This window comes from Janthinobacterium kumbetense, assembly GCF_023703445.1.
GTDB lineage: Bacteria > Pseudomonadota > Gammaproteobacteria > Burkholderiales > Burkholderiaceae_D > Janthinobacterium > Janthinobacterium kumbetense.
The window spans coordinates 1399636-1421876 of sequence record NZ_JAMQGR010000001.1 but is presented as its reverse complement, the minus strand read 5'-3'; the positions used below and the strand labels follow the sequence as shown (position 1 = coordinate 1421876).

The 22241-nt window shown below is 69.0% G+C and carries 11 protein-coding genes; 7 read left to right on the top strand and 4 right to left on the bottom strand.

Features of this window, described 5'->3' with window-relative positions:
• Positions 1-74: 74 nt before the first annotated feature.
• Positions 75-1136, bottom strand: a complete 1062-nt coding sequence (locus NCG91_RS06245; RefSeq protein WP_251349052.1) for an NAD(P)H-dependent flavin oxidoreductase — start codon at positions 1134-1136, stop codon at positions 75-77.
• Between the two features lie 87 nt (positions 1137-1223).
• On the opposite strand from NCG91_RS06245, the gene NCG91_RS06240 reads away from it, so the two are divergent.
• Together NCG91_RS06240 and NCG91_RS06235 are read left to right on the top strand one after the other, a co-directional pair.
• Positions 1224-2096, top strand: coding sequence for a LysR family transcriptional regulator (locus tag NCG91_RS06240; RefSeq protein WP_251349050.1), 873 nt, complete (start codon positions 1224-1226; stop codon positions 2094-2096).
• Positions 2093-3223 (top strand): YbfB/YjiJ family MFS transporter, encoded by a 1131-nt coding sequence (locus NCG91_RS06235; protein WP_251349048.1) that lies wholly within the window; start codon positions 2093-2095, stop codon positions 3221-3223. The genes NCG91_RS06240 and NCG91_RS06235 overlap by 4 nt, the downstream gene beginning before the upstream one ends.
• Positions 3224-3226: 3 nt before the next feature.
• On the opposite strand, the gene NCG91_RS06230 is transcribed toward NCG91_RS06235, so the two are convergent.
• The 3 genes from NCG91_RS06230 to NCG91_RS06220 are packed head-to-tail and all read right to left on the bottom strand — an operon-like array spanning position 3227 to position 6095.
• Positions 3227-4276 carry a serine hydrolase domain-containing protein gene (locus tag NCG91_RS06230; protein ID WP_251349045.1) on the bottom strand — a complete coding sequence of 350 codons (1050 nt, stop codon included), beginning with the start codon at positions 4274-4276 and terminating at the stop codon, positions 3227-3229.
• Positions 4267-5082 carry an alpha/beta fold hydrolase gene (locus NCG91_RS06225; RefSeq protein WP_251349044.1) on the bottom strand — a complete coding sequence of 272 codons (816 nt, stop codon included), beginning with the start codon at positions 5080-5082 and terminating at the stop codon, positions 4267-4269. The genes NCG91_RS06230 and NCG91_RS06225 overlap by 10 nt, the downstream gene beginning before the upstream one ends.
• Positions 5079-6095, bottom strand: a complete 1017-nt coding sequence (locus tag NCG91_RS06220) for a M14 family zinc carboxypeptidase (RefSeq protein WP_251349043.1) — start codon at positions 6093-6095, stop codon at positions 5079-5081. The genes NCG91_RS06225 and NCG91_RS06220 overlap by 4 nt, the downstream gene beginning before the upstream one ends.
• A 209-nt stretch (positions 6096-6304) precedes the next feature.
• On the opposite strand from NCG91_RS06220, the gene NCG91_RS06215 reads away from it, so the two are divergent.
• From NCG91_RS06215 to NCG91_RS06195, 5 genes are all read left to right on the top strand, one after another.
• Complete coding sequence (locus NCG91_RS06215; RefSeq protein ID WP_251349042.1) at positions 6305-7042, top strand: hypothetical protein; 738 nt, start codon at positions 6305-6307, stop codon at positions 7040-7042.
• Positions 7039-7614, top strand: coding sequence for an RNA polymerase sigma factor (locus NCG91_RS06210; protein WP_251349041.1), 576 nt, complete (start codon positions 7039-7041; stop codon positions 7612-7614). Before NCG91_RS06215 ends, NCG91_RS06210 begins: the two co-directional genes overlap by 4 nt.
• An 8-nt stretch (positions 7615-7622) precedes the next feature.
• Positions 7623-8606, top strand: a complete 984-nt coding sequence (locus NCG91_RS06205) for a FecR family protein (RefSeq protein ID WP_251349040.1) — start codon at positions 7623-7625, stop codon at positions 8604-8606.
• 165 nt (positions 8607-8771) lie between these two features.
• Entirely contained in the window at positions 8772-21368 is a 12597-nt protein-coding gene (locus tag NCG91_RS06200; protein WP_251349038.1) for a filamentous hemagglutinin family protein, read from the top strand.
• On the top strand, positions 21365-22114 hold the full coding sequence (locus NCG91_RS06195) for a sigma-70 family RNA polymerase sigma factor (RefSeq protein ID WP_251349037.1): 750 nt from the start codon (positions 21365-21367) through the stop codon (positions 22112-22114). The genes NCG91_RS06200 and NCG91_RS06195 overlap by 4 nt, the downstream gene beginning before the upstream one ends.
• Positions 22115-22241: the final 127 nt, after the last annotated feature.

Below are 22241 nucleotides of genomic sequence, written 5' to 3'. Positions count from 1 at the left end.
CCGTCCACTGCCAGCCGTGCGAGGCAAGCCCACAGGCTGTCCTTGTAGTACGTCACCTCAACGCCATCCTGGAATCAGCGGGCCATTTCCCGCGCCAGGGTGGCCACCAATTCCTCCGCCCCCATTTCCCGCGCCAGCGGGGCGCCCTGGCCGGCCCACTGCGCGGCAAATTCGCTGTCGCCGCGCTGGCTGGCTAGCGCGTTCAATTGCTTGGCGGCATCGTAGGCGACGGGATAGTCGGCCGGCGGCGGGCTGCCCGGCGCTTCACCATGTTCGATCAGGCGGTTCACCATGCCGCGCGCCAGGCGGCCCGACAGCACGCTGGTCAGCCGGGTGGATGCCGCCCGCGCGCTTTTCAGGTTGGCCCGGTAGCCTGCATTGGCCGACGATTCCGGGCACAGCACGAATGCCGTGCCCAGCTGGGCGGCAGCCGCGCCCAGGTCCAGCGCGGCACGGATGCCCTGTCCATCCATGATGCCGCCGGCGGCGATGAGGGGGAGAGTGGTGCGGCCCGCCAGCAGGCGCAGCAGCACGGTGGTGCTGTGGCGTTCGTCCGGCGCTTGCGGGTCGAAGACGCCGCGATGCCCGCCCGCTTCCACGCCTTGCGCCACGATGGCGTCGACACCCGCCTGTTCGATCAGTGCTGCCTCGTGCACATTGGTGGCCGTGGCCATCGTGTAGATGCCGGCCTGGCGCAGGGCGGCGATCTGCTGCTGCGTCGGCAAGCCGAAATGGAAGCTGACGACGGCGGGACGCTGTTCCAGCAACAGGGCAAACGCCGCCTCGTCGCCGATGAACGTTTTATAGATCTCGTCGAGCGCCTCTGGTACGGTTGCACCCAGCTCCGCAAACAGGGGCGCCAGATGGGCCAGCCAAGCCGCTTCGCGCCGCGCATCCCTGACGGCCGGCGCATGGCAGAACACATTGATATTGAAGGGCTTGTCCGTCAGCGCGCGGGTGTCGGCGATCATCTGGCGCGCCTGCGCCACGGTGCCGGCGCCGATGCCCAGCGAACCGAGGCCGCCCGCGCTCGAGACGGCGGCGGCCAGGCGCGGTGTGGAAACGCCCGCCATCGGCGCCTGGATGATGGGCGATTGCAAGCCGAGACGGTCGAGGAAACGCTGGATTGACGTCATGATGATTCCTTCATGAGGTTGAGGATGCTGTATTTAATTCGTATTTTAAGAATATAATATCATAATCATTTTCAAAAAGAGAATACGATGGATTCGGAATCATTGCGGATTTTTTGCTCGGTCGCCAGTGAACTGAGCGTCACCCAGGCCGCCGCGCGGCTGGGCCGCGCGCCGTCCAGCGTCACCACGCGCATCCAGCAGCTGGAAGCCGATATCGGCGCGGAACTGTTCGTGCGCACCAATAAACGCATGGCCCTGACGGCGGCGGGCGAGCGCTTTCTCGAGTATGCGCAGCGCCTGCTGGCGCTGGCGGAAGAGGCGCGGCATGTCGTCACGGGCGGGCGCGAGGGCGGCACCTTGCGCGTCGGCAGCATGGAAAGCACGGCGGCCAGCCGCTTGCCGGCCTTGCTGGCCGCGTATCACGCGCGCAATCCGGCGACGCGCCTGGCGCTGGGCACGGGGCCGTCGCGGCCCCTGATCGAGCAAGTGCGCACGGGCTTGCTCGACTGCGCTTTCGTGGCCTTGCCGCCGGCATTCGGCGGCGCCGCCGCGCTGGCGGAGCTGGGCCTGGCATCGAGGCCCGTGTGGCGCGAGGAACTGTGCCTGCTGCTGCCGGCCAGCGAAGCGCAGGCGCGCCGCGCCATGGATGTACGCACGCGTTCGCTGGCGGCGTTTCCGCAGGGCTGCACCTACCGCGGCATCGCGGAAGAGGTGCTGGGCGTGGCCGGCAGCACGCAGTGGCGGGTGCAGGAAATGAGTTCGTATCACTGCATGATCGCCTGCGTGGCGGCCGGCGCCTGCGTGACCCTGCTGCCTGCCAGTGTGCTGGCGCTGTCCGGCGCGCCGGCCACCCTGGCGACTATTTCCGCTGGGCAAATTGACACCGTGCTGGTGTGGCGCGCGGGATTCGACGTGCCCGCGTTCCAGCACTTGCTGACGCAGCTCGGCGAGGCGGCGTGAGCGGGGCGGCCAGGCTGCGCGCGGCCATCGCCGCGGCCGTCATCCTCGCCATCGGCATGGGCTTCGGCCGCTTCGCCTTCACGGCCATCTACCCGCACATGCTCGAGGAAGGCGTCTTGACCTTGCGCGACGGCAGCCTGGCCGCCTCGGCCAACTATGCCGGTTACTTGCTGGGCGCCATCCTGGCCATGCGCGCGCGGGCGCACAGCGCGCACCGGCTGTGTTTATGGTCGGTGGCCGGCACGGCCCTGTGCCTGGGCGTGCTGGCCTGGCCGATGCCCGTCTGGCTTATCGTGGCGGTGCGCGGCGTGGCGGGCGTCTTCAGCGCCCTGGCCATGGTGGCGGCGTCGCTGTGGCTGCTGGTGCAGCGCGGGCAGGCGCGCGGCGCGCCGTTGCTGTACGCGGGCGTGGGCGCCGGCATCGCCGTCTCGGCCGAATTGCTGGTGCTGGCGTCGCACCTGGGCTGGCGCAGCGCCGGTATGTGGCTGCTGCTGGCCGGGGTCACCGTGCTGGCGGGGCTGGCGGCCGCGCCCGCGCTTGCCGTGAGCGGCCAGGCGACCCCGGATGCGCCGCCGCCAGCCGCCGCACCGGCGCTGGCGCCCGTGTCGCCCTGGCCGCTGGTGCTGATCTATGGACTGGCGGGACTCGGCTACATCGTCACGGCCACCTATCTGCCCGTGCTGGTGGGCGTAGCCTTGCCGAATCTCAATTCCGCCCACGTGTGGGCCGTGTTCGGCCTGGGCGCGGCGCCTTCGTGTTTCCTGTGGCACCGGCTGCACGAGCGCCTGGGCACGCGCCAGGCGCTGCGGCTGAACTTGCTGCTGCAGGCGCTGGGCGTGGCCTTGCCCGTGCTGGCGCCCTCGGCCGCCGGCTATCTGCTCAGCGCCATCCTCGTCGGCGGCACGTTCGTCGGCACGGTGACCATCGCGATGCCGGCTGCGCAGCGGGCAGCCGTCAAGGCGGGCGCCAGCATGATGGCCATCATGACGGTGGTATATGGCATCGGACAGATCATCGGCCCCGTGCTGGCCGGCAGCCTGTATGCGCAGTCGCACAATTTCAACGGTGCACTACTGGCGGCGGCCGGCGCGCTGCTGCTGGCCATCGCGGTGAGCTTGCGCCTGTAAACCTCAGAGGCCGAATGCGCAGCGCATGAAGTCGCCCCGCAGCGCGTTGACCCGGGCGGAATCGCGCGTGTAGTACAGCTTGTTCGTCAGCAGCACGGCATAGCGGCCGCGCCGTGGGCTGAGCCACATGGCCGTGCCGGTGAACCCCTGGTGGCACCAGACGTCGTCTTCCGGCCCGGTGCCTGCCGCCGGATGCCAGAACAGGCCGCGCGAGGGATTTAACGAACCCGTCTGCACCGTCAGCGAGGCGCGCACCCAGCCGGCGTCAAACACCTGGCCTGCGCCATGCAGGCCCGACGCCAGCATGGCCCGCAGGAAGCGCTGCAAGTCGGGCACGTTGGAAAACAGCCCGGAAATACCGCACACGCCGCCCAGCAGCCGGGCCGAAAAATCATGCACCACGCCGGCAAGGTGGGCGCCCGCCTGTTCGCAATACTCGGTCGGCGCCACTAACTGGCCGTGGCGTGGCGCCAGCGGGCCGTAGCCCGTGGCGGCCATGCCCAGCGGCTGCAGCACATGCTCTGCAAGCGCCTGTTCCAGCGGCTGGCCCAGCAGGCGCTCGATGACAAAGCCGAGGATCAGGGCGGCGCGGTCCGTGTATTCGACAGCCTGGCCCGGCGTGCCTTCCAGCGGCTCGCGCAGCACGCCGCGCACGATATCGTCGTACACCTCGCCATAGCTGGCGCGCAGGCGGGCGCGCAGCGGCAAGCCGGCCGTATGCGTGAGCAGCTGGAAAATCGTGATGGGCGCTAGCGCGTAGCCCGCCGTGCCGGGCAGCAGGTCGGCCAGCCGGTCGTCCAGGCGCAGGCGGTTGCGGCGCACCAGCCAACCCGTCAGCGACCAGACGCTGACGATCTTGGTCAGCGAAGCGATATCGAACAGGGTATCGACCTGCATGGCGGCGCTGGCGGGCTCCGGCGTGAGCCGCCCGGCCGCGCCCGCCACGCCGTGGTCGACGGTGCCGACGGCCCACGCCGCGCCTGGAAAAATGTGTTCGTGCACGCCGGCCTCTGCCAGCGCCGTCAGTTGCTCCGTGCGATAGGCTATCGGCATGATGATTGTGCCGTGTTGGTCTGCTCATCGCCTGCCGCTGCCACCCCCAGCCAGCGCGCCACCGACTGCGCCAGCCATTCCCCCTCGTCGAGCGGCAAGTCGTGCCCGGCGTCGCCGTGGATCAGGCAATCGGCTTGCCAGGCGCGGGCCAGGCGTTGCGAACAGCGGTGGTCGACCAGCTGGTCTTGCGCGCCGGCCATCACCAGCACGGGCATGGCGGGGCGGACGAGGGGCGCGCGGTAGCGGGCAGCAGACAGCAGCTGGCGCAGCGCGTTGCGGCGGCTGACCGGGTATTCCTGCTGATAAGTCAACCAGTCGGCCAGCAGCGCAGGGTGGCCGCCAGCATGCCGGCGGCTCGTCAGGCGCAAGATCAATGCTTCCTGGCTGGCGGCATCGCCCAGCAGCAGCTGGCGCAGCAGGGCGCCATAGTTTTGCCAGCGCAGGCGTTGATGGAAGGGATTGAACGGCCGCATGCTGGTGTTGATGAGCACGCAGCGGGCGATTTCCTGTGGGTAGCGGCTGGCCCATTCCACGGCCACCATGCCGCCCAGGGACAGGGCCAGCAAGTGGTAGGGTGCCGGGATGCCCCGCGCCAGCAACCCCCGGCGGCAGTCTTCCACCATGTCGGCCACGCGGGTGGCGCTGTCCTGCGCGTGGCGCGTGCCGTTGCCGGGCAAGTCGGGCGTGACGATGCGGGCGCCGGGCAGGGCGCGCGCGAGGGTGGCGGGGAAGCTGCCCCAGTGGCGCTGTTCGCGCATCAGGCCGCGCAGCAAGACCCAGTTATCGTGCGTGTTGATCTGCGTCATGATTCATACCATTGCGCCAGGGCGCGCCGGCGCTGTGCCTTGCGCAGCAAGCCTTCCGGCATCCAGCGGCCGTGGCTGCTGGCGGCGCGCATGAGGAAATCGAACCACACCAGGTGCCGGCGCAGCACGCGCTGCAGGCGGTGCGCGGCCGTGGGGTTGAAGATGCTGACCCGGTTGAACAGCTGGCGCGGGTTTTTCTTGACCCACAGCCAGGAACCCATTTCCAGGGTCAGCGGCAGGAACACGCGCCCGGTATAGCTGGTGCCGTTCAGGTACAGATAATCCCACAGGTCGCCATGCGTGCGGTATTGCCGGCTTTGCGGCTCGAATACATAGTTGTGGTTGGGGTAGCTCTGGCTGAACAGCTCTTCCAGCGCGCCGATTTCGGCCAGGTGTTCGATGGGCACCTTGGTATGCGCGTGGGGAAACCAGATGCGGTCGCGCAAGCCGAAGCCGGAATGGCAATCGAGGGCAATGCTGAACTGGCGCGACAGCAGTTCGCGCTCGACGAGGTCGCACACGGCGGCGCTTTCCAGCTCCATCGGCCCCCCGGCCGCGCCCCGGTACCAGGGCAGGCGGGCGCTGTAGCGCTGTCCGCCCAGCATGAACGGCACTTTTTCGCGCGCGCTCAGCGGCGCGTTGCGCATCAGGTCCACGCCGCGCGGATTGCAGCGCGTGGCTTGCCACATGCCGCCCGGATTGACCAGCGGCATGAACACGAGGCGCATGCTTTCCAGCTGCTGGTGCAGGGTGGCATCCCAGCGCAGGCGCGCGACCAGGCTTTCCAGGAAAGACAGGATGACTTGCGTGCCGATGCGCTCGAGGCCGTGGATGCCGCCGAAAAAGCCCAGCACGGGCACGTCTGGGCTCGGATTGCCCAGCGCGATGGAGTACACGGGAAACTCGCGCCCATCCATGGCGATGCTGCAGGGCGCGGCCACTTCCAGGTGGCTGCCGCCCTCGTCGATGAGGCGCTTCAGCATGACCAGCTCGGGCAGATTCTTTTCGATCATCAGGCGTCTGAAAGGGAAAGTGACAGCCAGTGTAGCCGAAATAGGTGGCGCGCCGGACGTCCCGCATGGCGAAATTTATGCACGCTGACGATGTCACGAAGCTGTCATTTTTTCTGTGTAGGCTATTGCAGTTGATGCAAGAGTTGTTACTTGGCAATGCCTTGTTTCCACGCAATTCCCCCCTCACACGATAGCGACTCGATAGCGATATGACAGGCAGCCCGGCATCCGTCCATGTGCTTGCGCTGGCAGGATACCTGGTTTTGCTGGGTTTCCTGGCCGCGGTGGGGCCCGTGCGGGCGCAGCCGGCCGACGGCCCCGTGCTGCAGTTCGATATCGCCGCGCAAAACCTGGGCGACGCGCTGGACCTGTACAGCCGCCGCACGGGCATCGCCGTGCTGATGGACCAGCGCTACGCGCAGCGCCAGTCGGGGGCCGTGCGCGGCGCCCATGCGGCCGGCGCGGCCCTGCAAGCCTTGCTGGAAGGCACGGGCCTGCAATCGCGCCTGTCCGACGCACAAGCCGTCATCGTGTACGCCCCGGCCGGCGCTGCCGCCGCGGAGGAGCTGCCGCAGGCCGCCGTCGTGGCTGCCGCTGACATCCCGGGCGCCACGCAGGGCGGCGGCGACCATGCGGCCTATGTGAGCCGCTTGCAGCACGTGCTGCTGGGCTTGCTGTGCCGCGCGGCGCAGACGCGTCCCGGCGGCTACCGGCTTGCGCTGCAACTGTATCTGAACCGCGCCGGCGTGGTGGACCGCGTGCACCTGCTCGACAGCACAGGCTTGCGCGCGCGCGACACGGCCATTGCGCGCCTGGTGCTGGGCATGCGCGTGGGCGCGGCGCCGCAGCCGTCGATGCCGCAACCCGTTTCCATCCTGCTGCTGCCGCAAGGGCCGGGCAGCGAAGTCGATTGCGCCCCCGGAACAATGGGAAGGCTCGCGCCATGAGCATGCCCGACCTGCGCACCAAGCTGAAACGCCACCTCAGTTCGCGCTACGCCGTGCTGCGCGGGCGCCTGGAGCGCGTGGTCGGCTGCAAGCACCATGCGGCCGATGCGCTGCAGGAAACGTGGCTGCGCCTCGAAGTGATGGTGGCGCCCGGTCCCGCCGCCGCGCCCGTCCACAACCCGGACGCCTATCTGCTGCGCATGGCGGCCAATATCGCTACCGATGCCTACCGCCGCGACCGCATCATCGTCACCGAGCGCGAGCGCGAAGAACTGATGCACATGGCCGACGAGGTGGGCGACGACATCAGCGACCCGGCCCGCATCGTCTCGGCGCGGCTCGACGTGCAGGCGCTCGACGCGGCGCTGGCGGGTCTGTCGCCGCGCCGCCGCGCCATCCTGGCGGCCGCCAGGGTCGATGGTTTGCTCAATGCGGACATTGCCGAGCGCTTCGGCATTTCCGTGGCGATGGTGAAGAAAGAATTGCAGGCCGCCATGCAACACTGTAAAACGTGCATGGCCGACGCCGACGCCGCCCAGCGTAGCGATGTGTCGGGCCGCCGTAAATATTGATGAATCTCATGACTGCTCCTGACCGCGATCCACGCGCCCCTTCCCATACCGCCGACAGCGACGCTGACATCGGCCGGCAAGCCGCTGCCTGGTGGGCGCGGCTGCGCGGCGACGATTTCACGCAGGCGGACGCCGACGCCTTGCGCGCCTGGTGCGCGCGCAGCCCCGCGCATGCGCGCGCCTGGCGCGAACTCCAGCAAGTGTGGCAGGCGCTGGCCCCCGCGTTGGACCGCGCTGCCGATGCCGCGCCGCAGCGGGCGAACGTGCTGGCGTTCCCGGCGCGCCCCGGGCGCCGGGCTTTCCTGGGCGGCGCGCTGGCGGCCGGCGTGGCCGTGCTGGCCTTGCGCCCGCCGCTGGGCGCCTGGCCGTCGCTGCAGGAATGGAGCGCCGACTACCGCACGGGCACGGGCGAGCAGCGGCAGGTGGCCGTGTCGCAGCAGATGACGGTACAGATGAATACGCAGACGCGCATCGATGTGCGGGCGCCGGAAGCCATCGAATTGCTCGGCGGCGAAGCGGAAATCCTCGCCAGCGGCGCGCGCCAGCCCGTCACGGTGGTGGCGGGCGCGGGGCGCTTGCTGGCGCAGTCGGCCCGCTTCAACGTGCGCCACACGGATGACGCCGTCTGCGTCACCTGCCTGGCGGGCGCCGTGGACGTGGTCTGGCAGCAGCGGCGCCAGACCCTCGATGCGGGGCAGCAACTGGTCTACGACGACCGGGGCGTGCAGGCGGCCACGGCCGCGCCAGCGGAGGAGGCCAGCGCGTGGCGCACGGGCGCGCTGTCGTTCGTCGGCAAGCCGCTGGCCGAAGTCGTCGATGAAATCAACCGCTACCGGCCGGGCCGGGTGGTGCTGCGCAATGCCGAGCTGGGGCGCCGCCTCGTGCGCATGCGTTTTTCCATCGGGCAAACCGATGGCGCGCTGGCGATGATACGCGACCTGTACGGCGCGCAAATGACCAGTTTGCCGGGCGGCATCGTGCTGCTCAGTTGATTTCCGCTGATTCCAGGTTTCCCTTTGGCAGGCTTATTTGAAAATATTTAAAAATATTTTTCAAAAAACATTATCCCTTCCGCCATCCGGCTACGTCATGGAGGCATGGACGCTTGCGCTACCGCCAGGCTCCGTTCCCTTCTCTCTAGCCAGGAAACCATTGCCATGACCAAGTTTCACACTGCCCAGCGCCCAGTCCCGAACGTCGACATGGACGCGCAGCGTACCTCCACGCTGGGCAGCCGCTTGCGGCTCACGCCGCTCGCCTACGCACTGACCACCATGCTGATGGCGGGCGCCTTTGCCACGCCGGCCCGCGCGCAGCAGGCGTTCAGCGGCGGCTGGTTCGCGGCAAAGGGCGCGGCGCAAAATACGGCGGCCACTTCGGGCCGCTTGCCGAATGGCCAGCCGCTGCCGCTGGGCAGCCGGCCCGAGGGTCAGCAACAGCAGGCGAACCAGCAGTTGCAGCGCTCGCTCAACAACCTGAACCTGGCCGCGCGCGCCATCGCCGCGCAGCAAGCGGCCCAGGCGCAGGCGCGCCAGGCGGCGGCCGGCGTGCCCGGAGCACCCGATGGCCTCGTGAAATGCGGCTTGCAGGTCGACACCAACAGCCTGACGGCCGGCTGGCTCAACGCCCAGGCGCCCGTGCAGACGGTGGCGAACGGCAAGACGGCCGTGGTGGTGCAGCAGACGGCGGACAAGGCCATCCTGAACTGGGAAACGTTTAACGTCGGCAAGGACACGACCTTGACGTTCCAGCAACAAAAGGATTGGGCCGTGCTGAACCGGGTCAACGATCCGCAAGCCCGTCCCAGCCAGATCCAGGGCCAGATCAAGGCCGACGGCACGCTGCTGCTCGTCAACCGCAACGGCATCGTCTTCAACGGCGCGAGCCAGGTCGATACGCGCAGCCTGGTGGCGGCCGCGGCCCGTATCAGCGATGCGCAATTCCAGAAAAACGGCATCTACAGCCCCGGCACGGCCGGCGCCACGACGTTCACGGACGCGGCCGGCAAGGTGCAGGTGCAGGCGGGGGCGCGCATCGCCAGCAATGCGCCCAAGGGCAGCACGGAAGGCGGCGGCTATGTGATGCTGCTGGGCAAGGAAGTCCACAACGGGGGGGAGATCAGCACGCCGAAAGGCCAGGCCCTGCTGGCCGCCGGCGACAGCTTTACCATTAAAAAAGGCGTGGGCACGGATGGCAACCCCCTGTCGACCACGCGCGGCAGCGAAGTCACGCCGCAGTTCGCGGCCGGCAGCACGGCGGGCAAGGTGGTCAACACGGGCCTGATCCAGGCGCGCGAAGGCGACGTCACCCTGGCCGGGCGCGATGTGCGGCAGGACGGCGTGCTGCTGGCGACCACCACCACGGCCACGCGCGGCACCATCCACCTCAACGCCCTGGGCAGCGACGCCGCCGTCACCGTGGGCCGCGGCGCCACCACGGCCGTCCTCGTCGAGGATGACGGCAAGACGACGGCGCTCGACAGCCAGCGCGACGCCATGCGCGGCCCGGCCGTGACGTCCACGGAAAACATCCTCGCCGTGAACGACCGCCGCGACCAGTCGCGCATCGAGATCGGCAGCGCCGGCACGGTGGAATTCATGGGTGACTCGCTGACCCTGGCCACGGGCGGCCAGATCGCCGTCAACGCGGCCAGCCGCAGCCTGCTGCGCGACGGCGCCCAGCTCGACGTTTCCGGCGCCGTGGGCGTGAAGGTGGCGATGGAAGCGAACAATGTCGAGATCAACGTGCAGGGCAACGAGCAGCGCGATGCGCCCGTCAACCGCGACGGCAAGGCTTTGATCAATAACAATATCTGGGTGGACCGCCGCAAGCTCGTGTTCGTGCCAAAAGGCACGAACGGCTACGACAGCGACCGCTGGTACACGGCGGGCGGCTTGCTGGAAGTGGCCGGCTACCTGGGCACGCAGGGCCACTCCGTCAGCGAATGGATGGCGCAGGGCGGCACGGTCAGCTTCGGCGGCAAGGATGTCGTCACGCAGCTTGGCTCCAGCATCAACCTGTCGGGCGGCACCCTGGACGTGCAGACGGGCGCGCTGCGCCAGACCTGGCTGAAAGGCGCGGACGGCAAGTTGTACGAAGCGGGCAGCGCGCCCGCCGACTTGCCGTATGCGGGCGTGTACAAGGGTTACGAGGAAGAACATGTGCGCTGGGGCAAGGATGCCAGCGCCTTCTACGCCAATCCTTTGATCGCCGCGCAAAAGCGCCTGGAAAACGGCTACACGGTGGGCCGCGACGCGGGCAAGCTGGTGGTGGCCACGGGGTCGGCCGTGCTGGAAGGGGGCATCGCGGGCGACGTTTTCCAGGGCGAGCGCCAGGCGCAGGCGCCGCAAGCGCTGCTCGACGGTTACCAGCAGTCGCAGCTGGCGGCCGCGCAGCGGGGGCAGCTGATCGTGGGCCAGTACGTGCCGATGTTCGACAAGCGCACGGGCGTGCTGCAGCATGCGCTGTCCGCCGTCATGGACGAGGTGCGCCTGACGCGCGTGCAGGACGGCATCGCCGCCGGCCTCGACGTGACAGGCTTGCTGTCCACTGAGCGCGAGGGCAAGCTGCTGCTCGACACCACCTTGCTGAACAATCAGCAATTGGGCGCCCTGCGCATCGCCGCCAAGGGCGCGATCACCGTCGACAGCGCGCTGCAGGTGGCCGATGGCGGCAATATCACCCTGTTCGGCAAGGACGTGGCCATCAATGCCAGCCTGCGCAGCCGCGGCGGCAGCATCGCGGCCGGCAACGTGCTGAACCAGATCGGTTCGCTGGGCATGCTCGATACCTTCGTCAATCCTGGCGTGCCTCCGGGCACGCTGGTGCTGGCTGACGGCGTCAGCCTCGATGCCAGCGGCCTGCTCAGTAACGTGCTGCGCGACCCGCTGGCCGCCGCCGGCCTGCCTTATATGAACGGCGGCAGCGTATCGTTGCGAACGTATGGTGACGTGCGCATCGGCAATGGCAGCCTGGTCGACGTCGGTTCCGGCGCGGCCATCCTGGCGCAGGCGAAACAGCAGGGCGGCAAGGGCGGCAACGTGACCCTGGCCAGCTACGGACCGAAGGCCGACCTGGTGCTGGGCAAGGGCGCGCAAGTGCGCGGCCATGGCGTGGCGGGCGGCGGCAAGCTGGAATTACAGGCCAACAAGATCATGATCGGCCACGTTGAAAAACCCGAGGCCGGCACCCTGCAGCTGGACGGCGGCTTCTTCGACAAGGGGTTTTCCAGCTACAGCCTGGTCGGCAAGCAGGGCGTCACGGTAGCGGACGGCACGCAGGTGGACGTGCGCATGCCGGTATTGCGCGTGGCGGACAATGAAAAACTGGTCCTGTGGATGCCGGAACAGGTCACGGAAAATCCGCTGAAGGGAACCTTGACGCAGCGCAAGGGCGCCAGCCTGGCCCTGCAGGTGGGCGATATCCAGTCCGGCGCGGCCGACATGGCCATCGCCGAATTGCTGGTGAGCAAGAATGCCGTGGTGAGCGTCGATGCGGGCCAGTCCATCAAGCTGTCCAGCGTGGGCCAGCTGACGGTGGAAGGGCGCCTGAACGCGTGGGGCGGCAAGATCAGCCTGGGCGGCGTGGGCGTCGACCGGACGGTTTCCGAAGCGGTGGAGGCGGCCGGCCATGGCCGCTCCATCTGGATCGGCGAGAACGCCGTGCTCGACGTCGCGTCGCGCGCCGTCAGCGCCACGGACGCGCAGGGCCGGCGCTACGGCAAGGTGGTCGATGGCGGCAGCATCGTCGTCGGCGGCGAGATCGACCATGCGCAGGGCGGCACTTCGGCGGCCAGCCTGTTCGTCGTCGTGCGCGACGGCGCCGTGCTCGACGCGTCCGGCGCGCACGCCGTGCTCGACGTCAATGGCGACGCCATCGACGTGGCCAGCGCGGGCGGCAGCATCGCGCTGGCGTCGAACAATGGCTTGTACCTCGATGGCCAGCTGCGGGCCAGGGCCGGCGGCGCGGGCGCGGCGGGCGGCACCCTGTCCGTGGCCACGGGCACGCCCGAATACCTGAAAGTGCTGGCCACGCCGCAGGTGCTGCAGGGCCGCCAGCTGGCCATGACGCAGCGCCAGGGCGCCAGCGACCTGGCCGCGCACGCGAGCGCGCAGGACGCCGCGGCAACGCTGCAGTATGGCCACGGCCGTTTTTCCGTGGAGCAGGTGGAGGCGGGCGGTTTCGCCAACCTGGCGCTGCTGGGCGCCGCTTCGTTCGACGGCGACGTGGCGCTGCGGCTGCAGCAAAGCTTCCAGCTGTACGGCGCGCCCGTGCTCACGCCCGGCAGCCAGCCCGGCGCGCGCATCAGCATCGCGGCGCCGTATGTGCGCCTGGCCAGCATCAAGCCGGCCGGCCGCGATTTCTATACGACGCCGGGCAGCGCGGGGGCATCGCCGGTCGCCAGCCAGATCAGCATTGCGGGCGACCTGATCGACGTGCGCGGCACGGTGAACATGCTGGCTGACGACGTGCGCCTGAGCAGCCGCGGCGACCTGCGCTTCCTGCTGTCGCCCTTGGGCTGGGACGGCAACCAGGCGACGACGGTGTTGTCCACGCCGGGCGACATGACCCTCGTTGCAGCCCAGCTGTATCCGGAATCGGGCGCCGGCGCCGCCGTGCGCGTGGGCTATGGTTCCGTTGGCGGCAAGTTCGGCTACGATCCTGCGCGCAGCCTGACCATCGGCCGCGCGACCGACGCCGTGCCGGCCATGCCGTATTCCGCTTTCGGCTCGCTGGAGCTGGAAGCGGCGCATATCGAGCAGGGCGGCGTGGTGCGCGCGCCGCTGGGGCGCCTGGTGATCGGCGCGGCCCGCTATGACAATGACAAGAGCCTGAGCGTGAATCTGCTGGCCAACAGCATCAGTTCCGTCAGCGGCGCGGGCCTGGTCATGCCGTATGGCGGCACCGTCGATGGCCAGACCTGGAACGTCAGCGGCAAGCCGGTCACCTTAATGGGCGTGGGCGGCATCAATGCGCAGGGCGGCCTGCGCATCGGCGTGGAATTGGCGGGCGTGGCCGTGGATGTGCGGCCGGGCGCGCTGCTCGACCTGTCCGGCGGCGGCGAATTGACGGGCGCCGGCTTCATCGCCGGCCGCGGCGGCTCCACCGATGCGCGCTACCATCCGCTGGCGCAGGTGGGCGCGAACGGCGGCTTTGTGTTGCCGGGCCTGGCCACCAACCCCGTGTACGCCATCGTGCCGGGCGTGCAGGCGCCGCAAGCGCCTTCGGGCGGCGAAAAGGCGGCGTCTGATCCGGCCGTGGGCCGGCAGGTGACGATAGGCAGCGGCGTGCCTGGCCTGGCGGCCGGCACCTACACGCTGATGCCGTCCACCTATGCGCTGTTGCCGGGCGCCTTCCGCGTGGAACTGAACGGTTTGGCGGGCCAGGGCGGCGCCGGCAGCGTGGCGCAGCCGCTGCGCAACGGTTCCTGGGCCGCGCCCGGCACCCTGTCGATCGCGGGCACGGACATCCGCGCGCCGCTGGCCAGCCAGCTGATACTCACGCCGGCCAAGGTCTTGCGCACGTATTCGCAGTACAACGAGACCGGCTATGCCGCATTCGCGCTGGCCGACGCGCAAACGCGGGGCATTCCCCGCGCGCTGCTGCCGTCCGATGCGAAAACGCTCAAGCTGAGCATGATGCAGGACGGCGGCCTGGACACCTTCCAGTTCAAGGGCACCGGCAAGTTCGGCGCCGCCGAGGGCGGCTATGGCGGCACCGTGATCGTGATGCCGAGCAATAGCGCCAAGGGCGACATTGAAATCCTTGCCGACGGCGCGCCGGCCACCCGCGACGCCGGACTGGTCAGCGTGCGCGCCTCGAGCCTGAACAGTATCGGCGCAGCCCGTATCCTGGTGGGCAATGCGCCGTCGGTGGAATATGGCCAGGCCGGCAACTACGTGAGTTTCGGCGCCAATTCGGCGCGCTCCATCTACCTGCGCGCGGGGGCCGTGCTGTCGGCGCCCGAGGTGTTCCTCGTCGCCCAGGACCCCAGCAGTTATCTGCTGGGCGACGGCTTGATCGATATCGCGGCCGGCGCCGGCATCAGCACCCTGGGCAAGGGCAAGGCCGCGTATGACGCCAACGACGGCTTCATCTACAAGAAGGGCCGCGAGGACGTGCACATGCTGGCCGCGTCGAACGGTTTGCTCAATGTGGCGCCGGTCAGTGGCACGGCGCGCGGCGGCATCCGCATCGGCACGGCCAGCCTGTACTCGGAAGGCACCTTGCTGCTGTCGACCAATGGCAGCTTCGCGCTGGACGATTCCGCCCGCTACGGCACGCGCAACCTGGGCCTGGCCGTGGGCGCCATCAACATGGGCAGCAGCGAAGCGCTGGCGGCGGCCCAGGCCAACGGCACGCGCGCCAACGGCCTGGCCATGAACCAGGGCGTGCTGGACCGCCTGCTGCGCGGCGACACCAGCGCGGGCGCGCCGGCCCTGCAGGCGCTGGTGCTGAGCGCGGCGGACGGCGTCAATTTCTATGGCGACGTGGTGCTCGACACCTACGACAAGACGACGGGGAAATCCACCTTGGAGCGCCTGGTGCTGACCACGCCCGCCATGTATGGCCAGGGCGATGCGGGCACGGTGGCCACCATCCGCACGGCCAACCTGGTCTGGGGCGGCGCCCTTTCGCCGGCCGGCAATGTGATTGCGCACGGCGCCGGCACGGGCAGCGGCACCCTGAACCTGGAAGCGGAACGCATCGATTTCGGCTTTGGCCCGTTCACGCAGCCGGCCAGCGTCGCTTCGTTCGACCGCCTGGCGCTCGGTTTTGGCACGGTCAACCTGAAAGCGTCGGGACAAGTCACGGCCAACCACAAGGGCAGCCTGTCCGTCTACCAGTCGCAGGGCGGGTATGAAACGGGCAAGGGCTACCAGTACAGCGGCGGCAACCTGAACATCAGTACGCCGCTGCTGACGGGCGACGCCGGTTCGGCGCACAGCTACACGGCGGGCGGCGCGCTGAAGGTGGCGGCGCCGGCCGGCGCGGCGCCAGCGGCTCCCGCCAAAAATAGCGCCGCGCTGGGCGCCCAGCTGGCCTTGAACGGCGACAGCGTCAGCGTGGCGACGGCCGTGGTGTTGCCTAGCGGCAAACTCACCGTCAACGCCCTGCACGACATCACCGTGGCTGACGGCGCGCGCATCGACATGGCGGGCCGCAAGACCACCTTCTTTGACGTGGACAAGTACAGCTGGGGCGGCGACGTGACCCTGGACAGCCGGGCCGGCGATATCCGCCAGGCTGCGGGCGCGGTGATCGACCTGTCGGCAGAGAACAACCGCGCCGGCAGCCTGAAGGCCGTGGCGCTCGATGGCGCGGCCGGCATGGTGGATTTGCAGGGCAAGATACTGGGCGGCGCCAGCGGCAGCTACGACGCGGGCGGCACCATGGTGCCGTACAAGAAGGGCAGCGTGGACGTGCGCGCGCAGACCCTGGGCGCCGGCGGCACCCTGGACAGCCAGTTCGCCTCGCTGAACAAGCGCCTGACGGACGGCGGCGTGACGGGCGCGCGCAGCTTCCAGCTGAAACGGGGCGACTTGACGATCGGCAATGAGGTCAAGGCGGGCGAGGTGCAGGTGGCCGTCGACAATGGCCGCCTCACCGTCGCTGGCGTGATCGATGCCAGCGGCGAGCGCGTGGGCAGCATCCGCCTGGCCGGCAAGCATGGATTGACCCTGGCCGGCAACGCCGTGCTCGACGCGCACGGTACCGTCCTGCGCGTCGACAGCTATGGCAAGATCATCGACAGCCCGAACCGCGCCACGGTGGAGCTGAATGCGGGCGAGGGTGCATTGAACCTGGCCGGCGGCGCGCAGATCGACGTGCGCCACGGCACGGCGGCCGTGGCAGGCAAGGGCAAGGGCGAACACGACGGCGTGGCACGCGGCACGGTGGAGCTGAGCGCGCCGCGCCTGGGCAGCGGCGGTGCGCGCACGGACCTTGACGCGGCCACCTTTGGCGACATCGCCATCGCCGCCGGCGGCGGCTTGACCATCCGCGGCGCGAAATCCATCGCCGTCAACGCCATGCAGCGCTACGACGACGCGGCCTACGCCACGGACCTTTCGGTCAGCGGCCGCCCTTACCAGGTGATCAACCAGGCTTACCTCGACAGCAAGCATGGGGACAGCACGGCCTTCATCGATGCGGCGCTGGCCAATACGAACTTGCGCAACGGCAAGCTGGCGGGCCTGGCCACGGCCGCGTATGCCGACGCGCTGCATTTGCGTCCCGGCGTCGATATCGTCAGCAAGACGGCGGACGGCGACCTGGTGGTGCAGGGCGACCTGGATCTGTCGGGCATGCGCTACGCCAGCCTCAATCCGCGCTTTCAAGTAAGCAATTTGCGGGGCTCGGGCGAGGTGGGCAGCCTGCTGCTGCGCGCCGGGGGCGATTTGAGCATCTATGGCAGCATCAATGACGGCTTCGCGCCGCCGTCCGCCACCCAGGACGACAGCGGCTGGAAACTGTTGCCGGGGCGCGACATCAACGGCAGCGACGTCATCGTGCCGGGCAAGGGCGTGACCCTGGCCGACGGCACCTTGTTCCCGGGAGGCATCGCGCTCAATTACGATTTGCCCGTCAAGGGCTTCAATCTGCTCGCCGACACGCGCCTGCCCGTGGCCGTGACCCTGGACCAGGCGATCACCTTGCCGCCAGGCACGGTGCTGGCGGCCGCCGTGCGCGACAGCGCCGGCAATATCGTCCACGCGGCGGGCACACTGCTGGCCACGGAGCAGACCTTGACCGCCGGCATGCGCCTCGATGCGGGCAGCGTACTGAAACAATCGGTGACGCTGCGCGCCATGACCTGGCCCAAGGGCGTGCCCCTGCCGGGCGTGGCGGGCGAGCGCTCGGTGTTCGCGCTCAACGTCCAGCTGGCACTGGCCGTGGGCTCGCTGATCCCGTCCGGCACCGACGTCAAGCTGTTGCCCAATGTGGATTCAATCGGCCTGCGTCCGGAAGTGGCGGGCAGCCAGGGCAAGCTGTGGGCCATCGCGCCCATGCTGGCCGAAGGCTCGCAAGCGTGGGGCATGCGCCTGGTGGCTGGCGCCGACCTGGACGGGGCCGATACGCGCGGCGTGCAGGCGCATCCCGCGCGCGGCACCCTGCGCCTGGCCGACAGCCACTACGGCATGTACGGCATCCTGGTCCCGCCGAAGGGCGTGCAGTACTGGACCAAGGAAGCGCAGGAGCTGGGCGAGCGGGAAGGCATTCCCGGCATCGTGGCGGGCGAACCCATCACCGAGGAATTTACCAGCCAGTTCGGTCAGACTGTCGAGGTGTTTTGCGCCAACGACCCTACCATGTGCCTGCTGAAGGTGGCCTATGTATGGACCAGGGAAGGCGCGGAAGAGTTTGGCGACCCCAAGACCAAGGCGGGCGACCTGCTCGATCCGGTGGCGCTGGGCTGGCCCACCATTTGCGAGGAAAACCCCACCTGGTGCGGCACATCGAACCCCACGTTCGACTACAAGGCGAGCAGCCTGCGCTACAGCGTGCTGCGCACGGGCACGGGCGACCTGGACCTCGTCAGCGGCGGCAGCCTGCGCATGGACAGCCTGTATGGCGTGTACACGGCCGGCATGTCGACCACGCCGACGGCGGCCGGCGACCCGTACAACCTGCCGCGTTCGCGCAATGCCGACGGCAAGGTGCTGGGCAACCCCGACGGCGCGCATGAACACCTGGTCGACGGCGGCGCCGACAGCATCTACCGCGCCTGGTATCCGGAGCAGGGCGGCAACCTGCTGCTGAAGGTGGGGGGCGACTTGAGCGGTTCGCTGGTCGATAAGTCCAGCGAAACCAACCAGCGTCCGGTCAGCAAGGATGGCATGGCCGATTCTGTGACAGTAGGCAACTGGCTGTGGCGCCAGGGCAGCGGCGGCGTGGCTACGGGTGGCCAACCCCAGCCGGTGGCGTGGTGGATCAATTTCGGCAGCTACGTGGGCCGCCCCACCCTGGCCGACACGGTGCTGGGCTTTACGGGTTTCGGCACCCTGGGCGGCGGCAATGTGCGCGCCGAGGTGGCGGGCGCCGCCGGCGTGCTGGCGCCGCTGACCGGCAGCACGTATAACGGCAGCATCAATCCCCGTTCGCAGGGCTTGCTGCTGGCCGTGGGCGGCACGGGCCGCATGCAGGCCGACGGCAGCCTGCTGCAGACGGGCGGCGGCGACCTGGACTTGCGCGTGGGCGGCGCCCTCAACCCAGGCGGCGGCTCCGGTGGCCGCCACCTGAATGGCGCGCTGGTCGATTTGCGGGGCCATGCGGAAGCGTCGGCCACGCAACTGGGCAGCGTGGCGCTGCAGTACGGCACCTGGGGGGGCGATCACGTGCCGCTGGAATCGCGCGCCTACGATGCCTTCCGCGCCACGCGCGCCACGCCCCGGGGCGCCATGACCCTGGTGCCCGGCGACGCCACCTTCAGCGTGGCAACCCTGGGCGACCAGGTGCTGCAGGATGTGGCCGACCCAGGCCGCGTGACCCCGTTCAATGCCACGCCGTTCACCGGCGCGGCGGGCGAGCAGGGGTATGGCTACAGCTGGTTCAGCCTGTGGACGCCGCGCACGGCGCTCGATCTGTACTCCGCCGGTGGCAACATGATCCCGCTGACTGCGGCGATCGACACGGACACCGACCTTGCCGTCGTCTATCCGTCCATCGTGCGGGCCGCGGCCGCGAATGGCAGTTTGTATTATGGCAAGGCGATCGGCAATCCGAATACCATCCGCGAATATGACCACCCACTGCTGCTGGCGCCGTCGCCCAACGCCCAGCTGCAATGGATGGCCAGCGACTCCATTTATGCGGGCGGTTTTTCCGTCAGCCAGTCCGGCGCCTCTGCCGACAGCATGGCGACGCCGTTCAAGCCGGGTTTCACGGGTTGGGATGTCCAGCCTAATGTGACCGATCCCCTGGCGGCGAATATCTCGAGCACGGGGACGGCGGCGACGAAATGGAACTTCCCGCTGTTCGCCTTCGGTCCCAACTCCTCGGCCGGTCCCGCCAACAGCGGCACGCAGACGGCCCGCATCTATGCCGTCACGGGTGACCTGGTGGGCGTGAACAGCGGCCGCATCCTCGAATTTTCCAATGTCAGGCGTGCAGGCATCACCTGGTACGAGGGCGGTCAGCCCGTGTGGATGAAGGCGGGCCGCGATATCGTCGGCAGCGGCACGGCGCAGCTGGAAGCCATTAACGGCAATACCAGCGGCAGCGACATGAGCTTCCGCAATATCAGCAACCTGGTCGTGCATAACAATGTGTATGACGTGTCGGTGGTGTCGGCCGGGCGCGATATCCTGAACAGTTCCTTCAACGTGGCCGGTCCCGGCACGCTGGACATCAGCGCCGGGCGCAACATATTGATGCAGGACAAGGGCAGCGTCGTCAGCCTCGGTCCCGTGGTGGCGGGCGACAAGCGTCCGGGCGCCGGCATCGCCATGCAGGCGGGCGTGGGCGCGGCCGGTCTCGACTACCTGCGCTTCGTCAAGCCGTATCTCGACCCGGCGAACGTGGCGCAGAAGGGCGTGCCGCTGGCGGACCAGGCCGGCAAGGTCGTGAAAGCGTACGACAGCGAACTGGCGGTGTGGCTGGGCGAACGCTATGCCTTCAAGGGCACGGCCGCCGAGGTTCTGGCCTTTTACCTGGCCTTGCCCGAGCCGCAGCAGCGCGTGTTCGCCCGCAATGTATATTTCGCGGAACTGAAGGCGGGCGGGCGCGAATACAACGACTGGGACAGCTCGCGCTATGGCAGTTTCCTGCGTAGCCGCAACGCCATCGCGGCCCTGGCGCCGGCCACGGACGCCAACGGCAAGGCGCTTGCCTATGCGGGCGACATCGTCATGTACCGCGGCCTGTACGCGGTGCGCAATGACGGCGAGCAGCGCTGGGATTACTTTCCCCGCAGCGGCTACGTGCACACGAACTTCGGCGGCGACATCCAGCTGCTGACGCCAGGCGGCAGGCAGGTGTTCGGCATCGAAGGCGAGGCGCCGCCGGCGACCTCGGGCGTCATCACCAAGGGCGGCGGCAATATCGAGCTGTTTTCGCACGGCAGCATCCTGCTGGGCCAGAGCCGCATCATGACGACGTTTGGCGGCGATATCCTCGGCTGGTCGTCGGAAGGCGACATCAACGCGGGGCGCGGTTCGAAGTCGACCATCGTCTACACGCCGCCCAAGCGCGTGTATGACAACTGGGGCAACGTGACCCTGTCGTCCGACGTGCCGAGCACGGGCGCCGGCATCGCCACCCTGGCGCCGATCGCGGAAGTGCCGGCCGGCGACGTGGACTTGCTGGCCCCGCTGGGTACCATCGACGCGGGCGAGGCGGGCATCCGCGTCTCGGGCAACGTCAACCTGGCCGCGCTGAAAGTGATGAATGCGGCGAACATCCAGGTCAAGGGCGAAGCGAAGGGCATGCCGACGGCGGCGTCCGTCAACGTGGCGGCCATGACGAACGCCAGCGCGGCTGCTTCCCAGGCCACGGCGGCGGCGCAGGACGTGGTGCAGCGCGAACGCGCCGCCACCCGTTCCGCGCAGCCATCCGTGTTCACGGTGCGCGTGCTGGGCTTTGGCAGCGAGGCGCCGCCCGACAGCGCGCAAGCGGCGCCGCAGGAGGGCGCGCGCATCGAGGCGGCCGACTACAACCCGCGCAGCGCCGTGCGCGTGCTGGGACTGGGCACCTTGCCGGAATCGGCCACGCGCCAGCTGACGGCGCAAGAGCGCAGCAGGTTGTCGCCATGATGGCCGGCATGGCGAATGTGGCTGCTGCCTTGCCCCTGCGCGCGGCGGGGCATGCCGGCATGGCCTGGTGCCGGCCCGCCATCCGGCCCCGCCTGCAGGCGGCCAACGACGTGGCGCCCCTGCCGATACCGGCGCCGGCGCAGGGCGCCCGGCTGCAGGCGGTGCTGGAAGGCAATTACGCGGGACTGCACCGGCGCCTGGCGCGCCACCTGGGCTGCGCCGAGCTGGCCAGCGACAGCCTGCACGACGCCTGGCTGCGGCTGGGTGCGCTGGCGGCCGGCGACGGTGCGGCGCTGGCGCACAGCCCCGTCGCCTATGTCTTCCGCGTGGCGTGCAATGCGGCCATGGACAGCCTGCGCCGCAACCGCGCCTGGCTGTATGCGGACGAGGGCGGTGACGATGGCGCCGCCGGCCTGGTCGATTTCCTGGCCGATACGGCGGCCGGGCCGGAACGCCTGGCCGAGCTGCAGGCGGACGTGCGGCGCCTGGCGCAGGCCGTCGACTTGCTGCCGCGGCGCCACCGGCAAGTGCTCGAAGCGCTGCGCGTGGACGAGCTGACCCGCCAGGAAGTGGCCGAGCGGCACGACATGTCGCTGCGCAACGTCGATACGGCCTTGCGCCAGGCGCTCGACCATTGCGCGCGCCACACGGGTTACGCGGCGCAGGGGGGCGTCGGCACGACCCGGCGCGGCCTGCGGCTGAACGTTCGTTCACCAGACTGCTGCTTCGGGCCTGCTATCCGCTGACCCTCGACAAGCTGCTGCAGGGGCTGCCTGTCATGACCTAGCCTCGGCCTGGCGTCCTGGCGTCGCTGCGCGCGTGACAAAGCGTGTATTTTTGGTAATTTTCAAGTGCTATGCTCGGAACGCATCT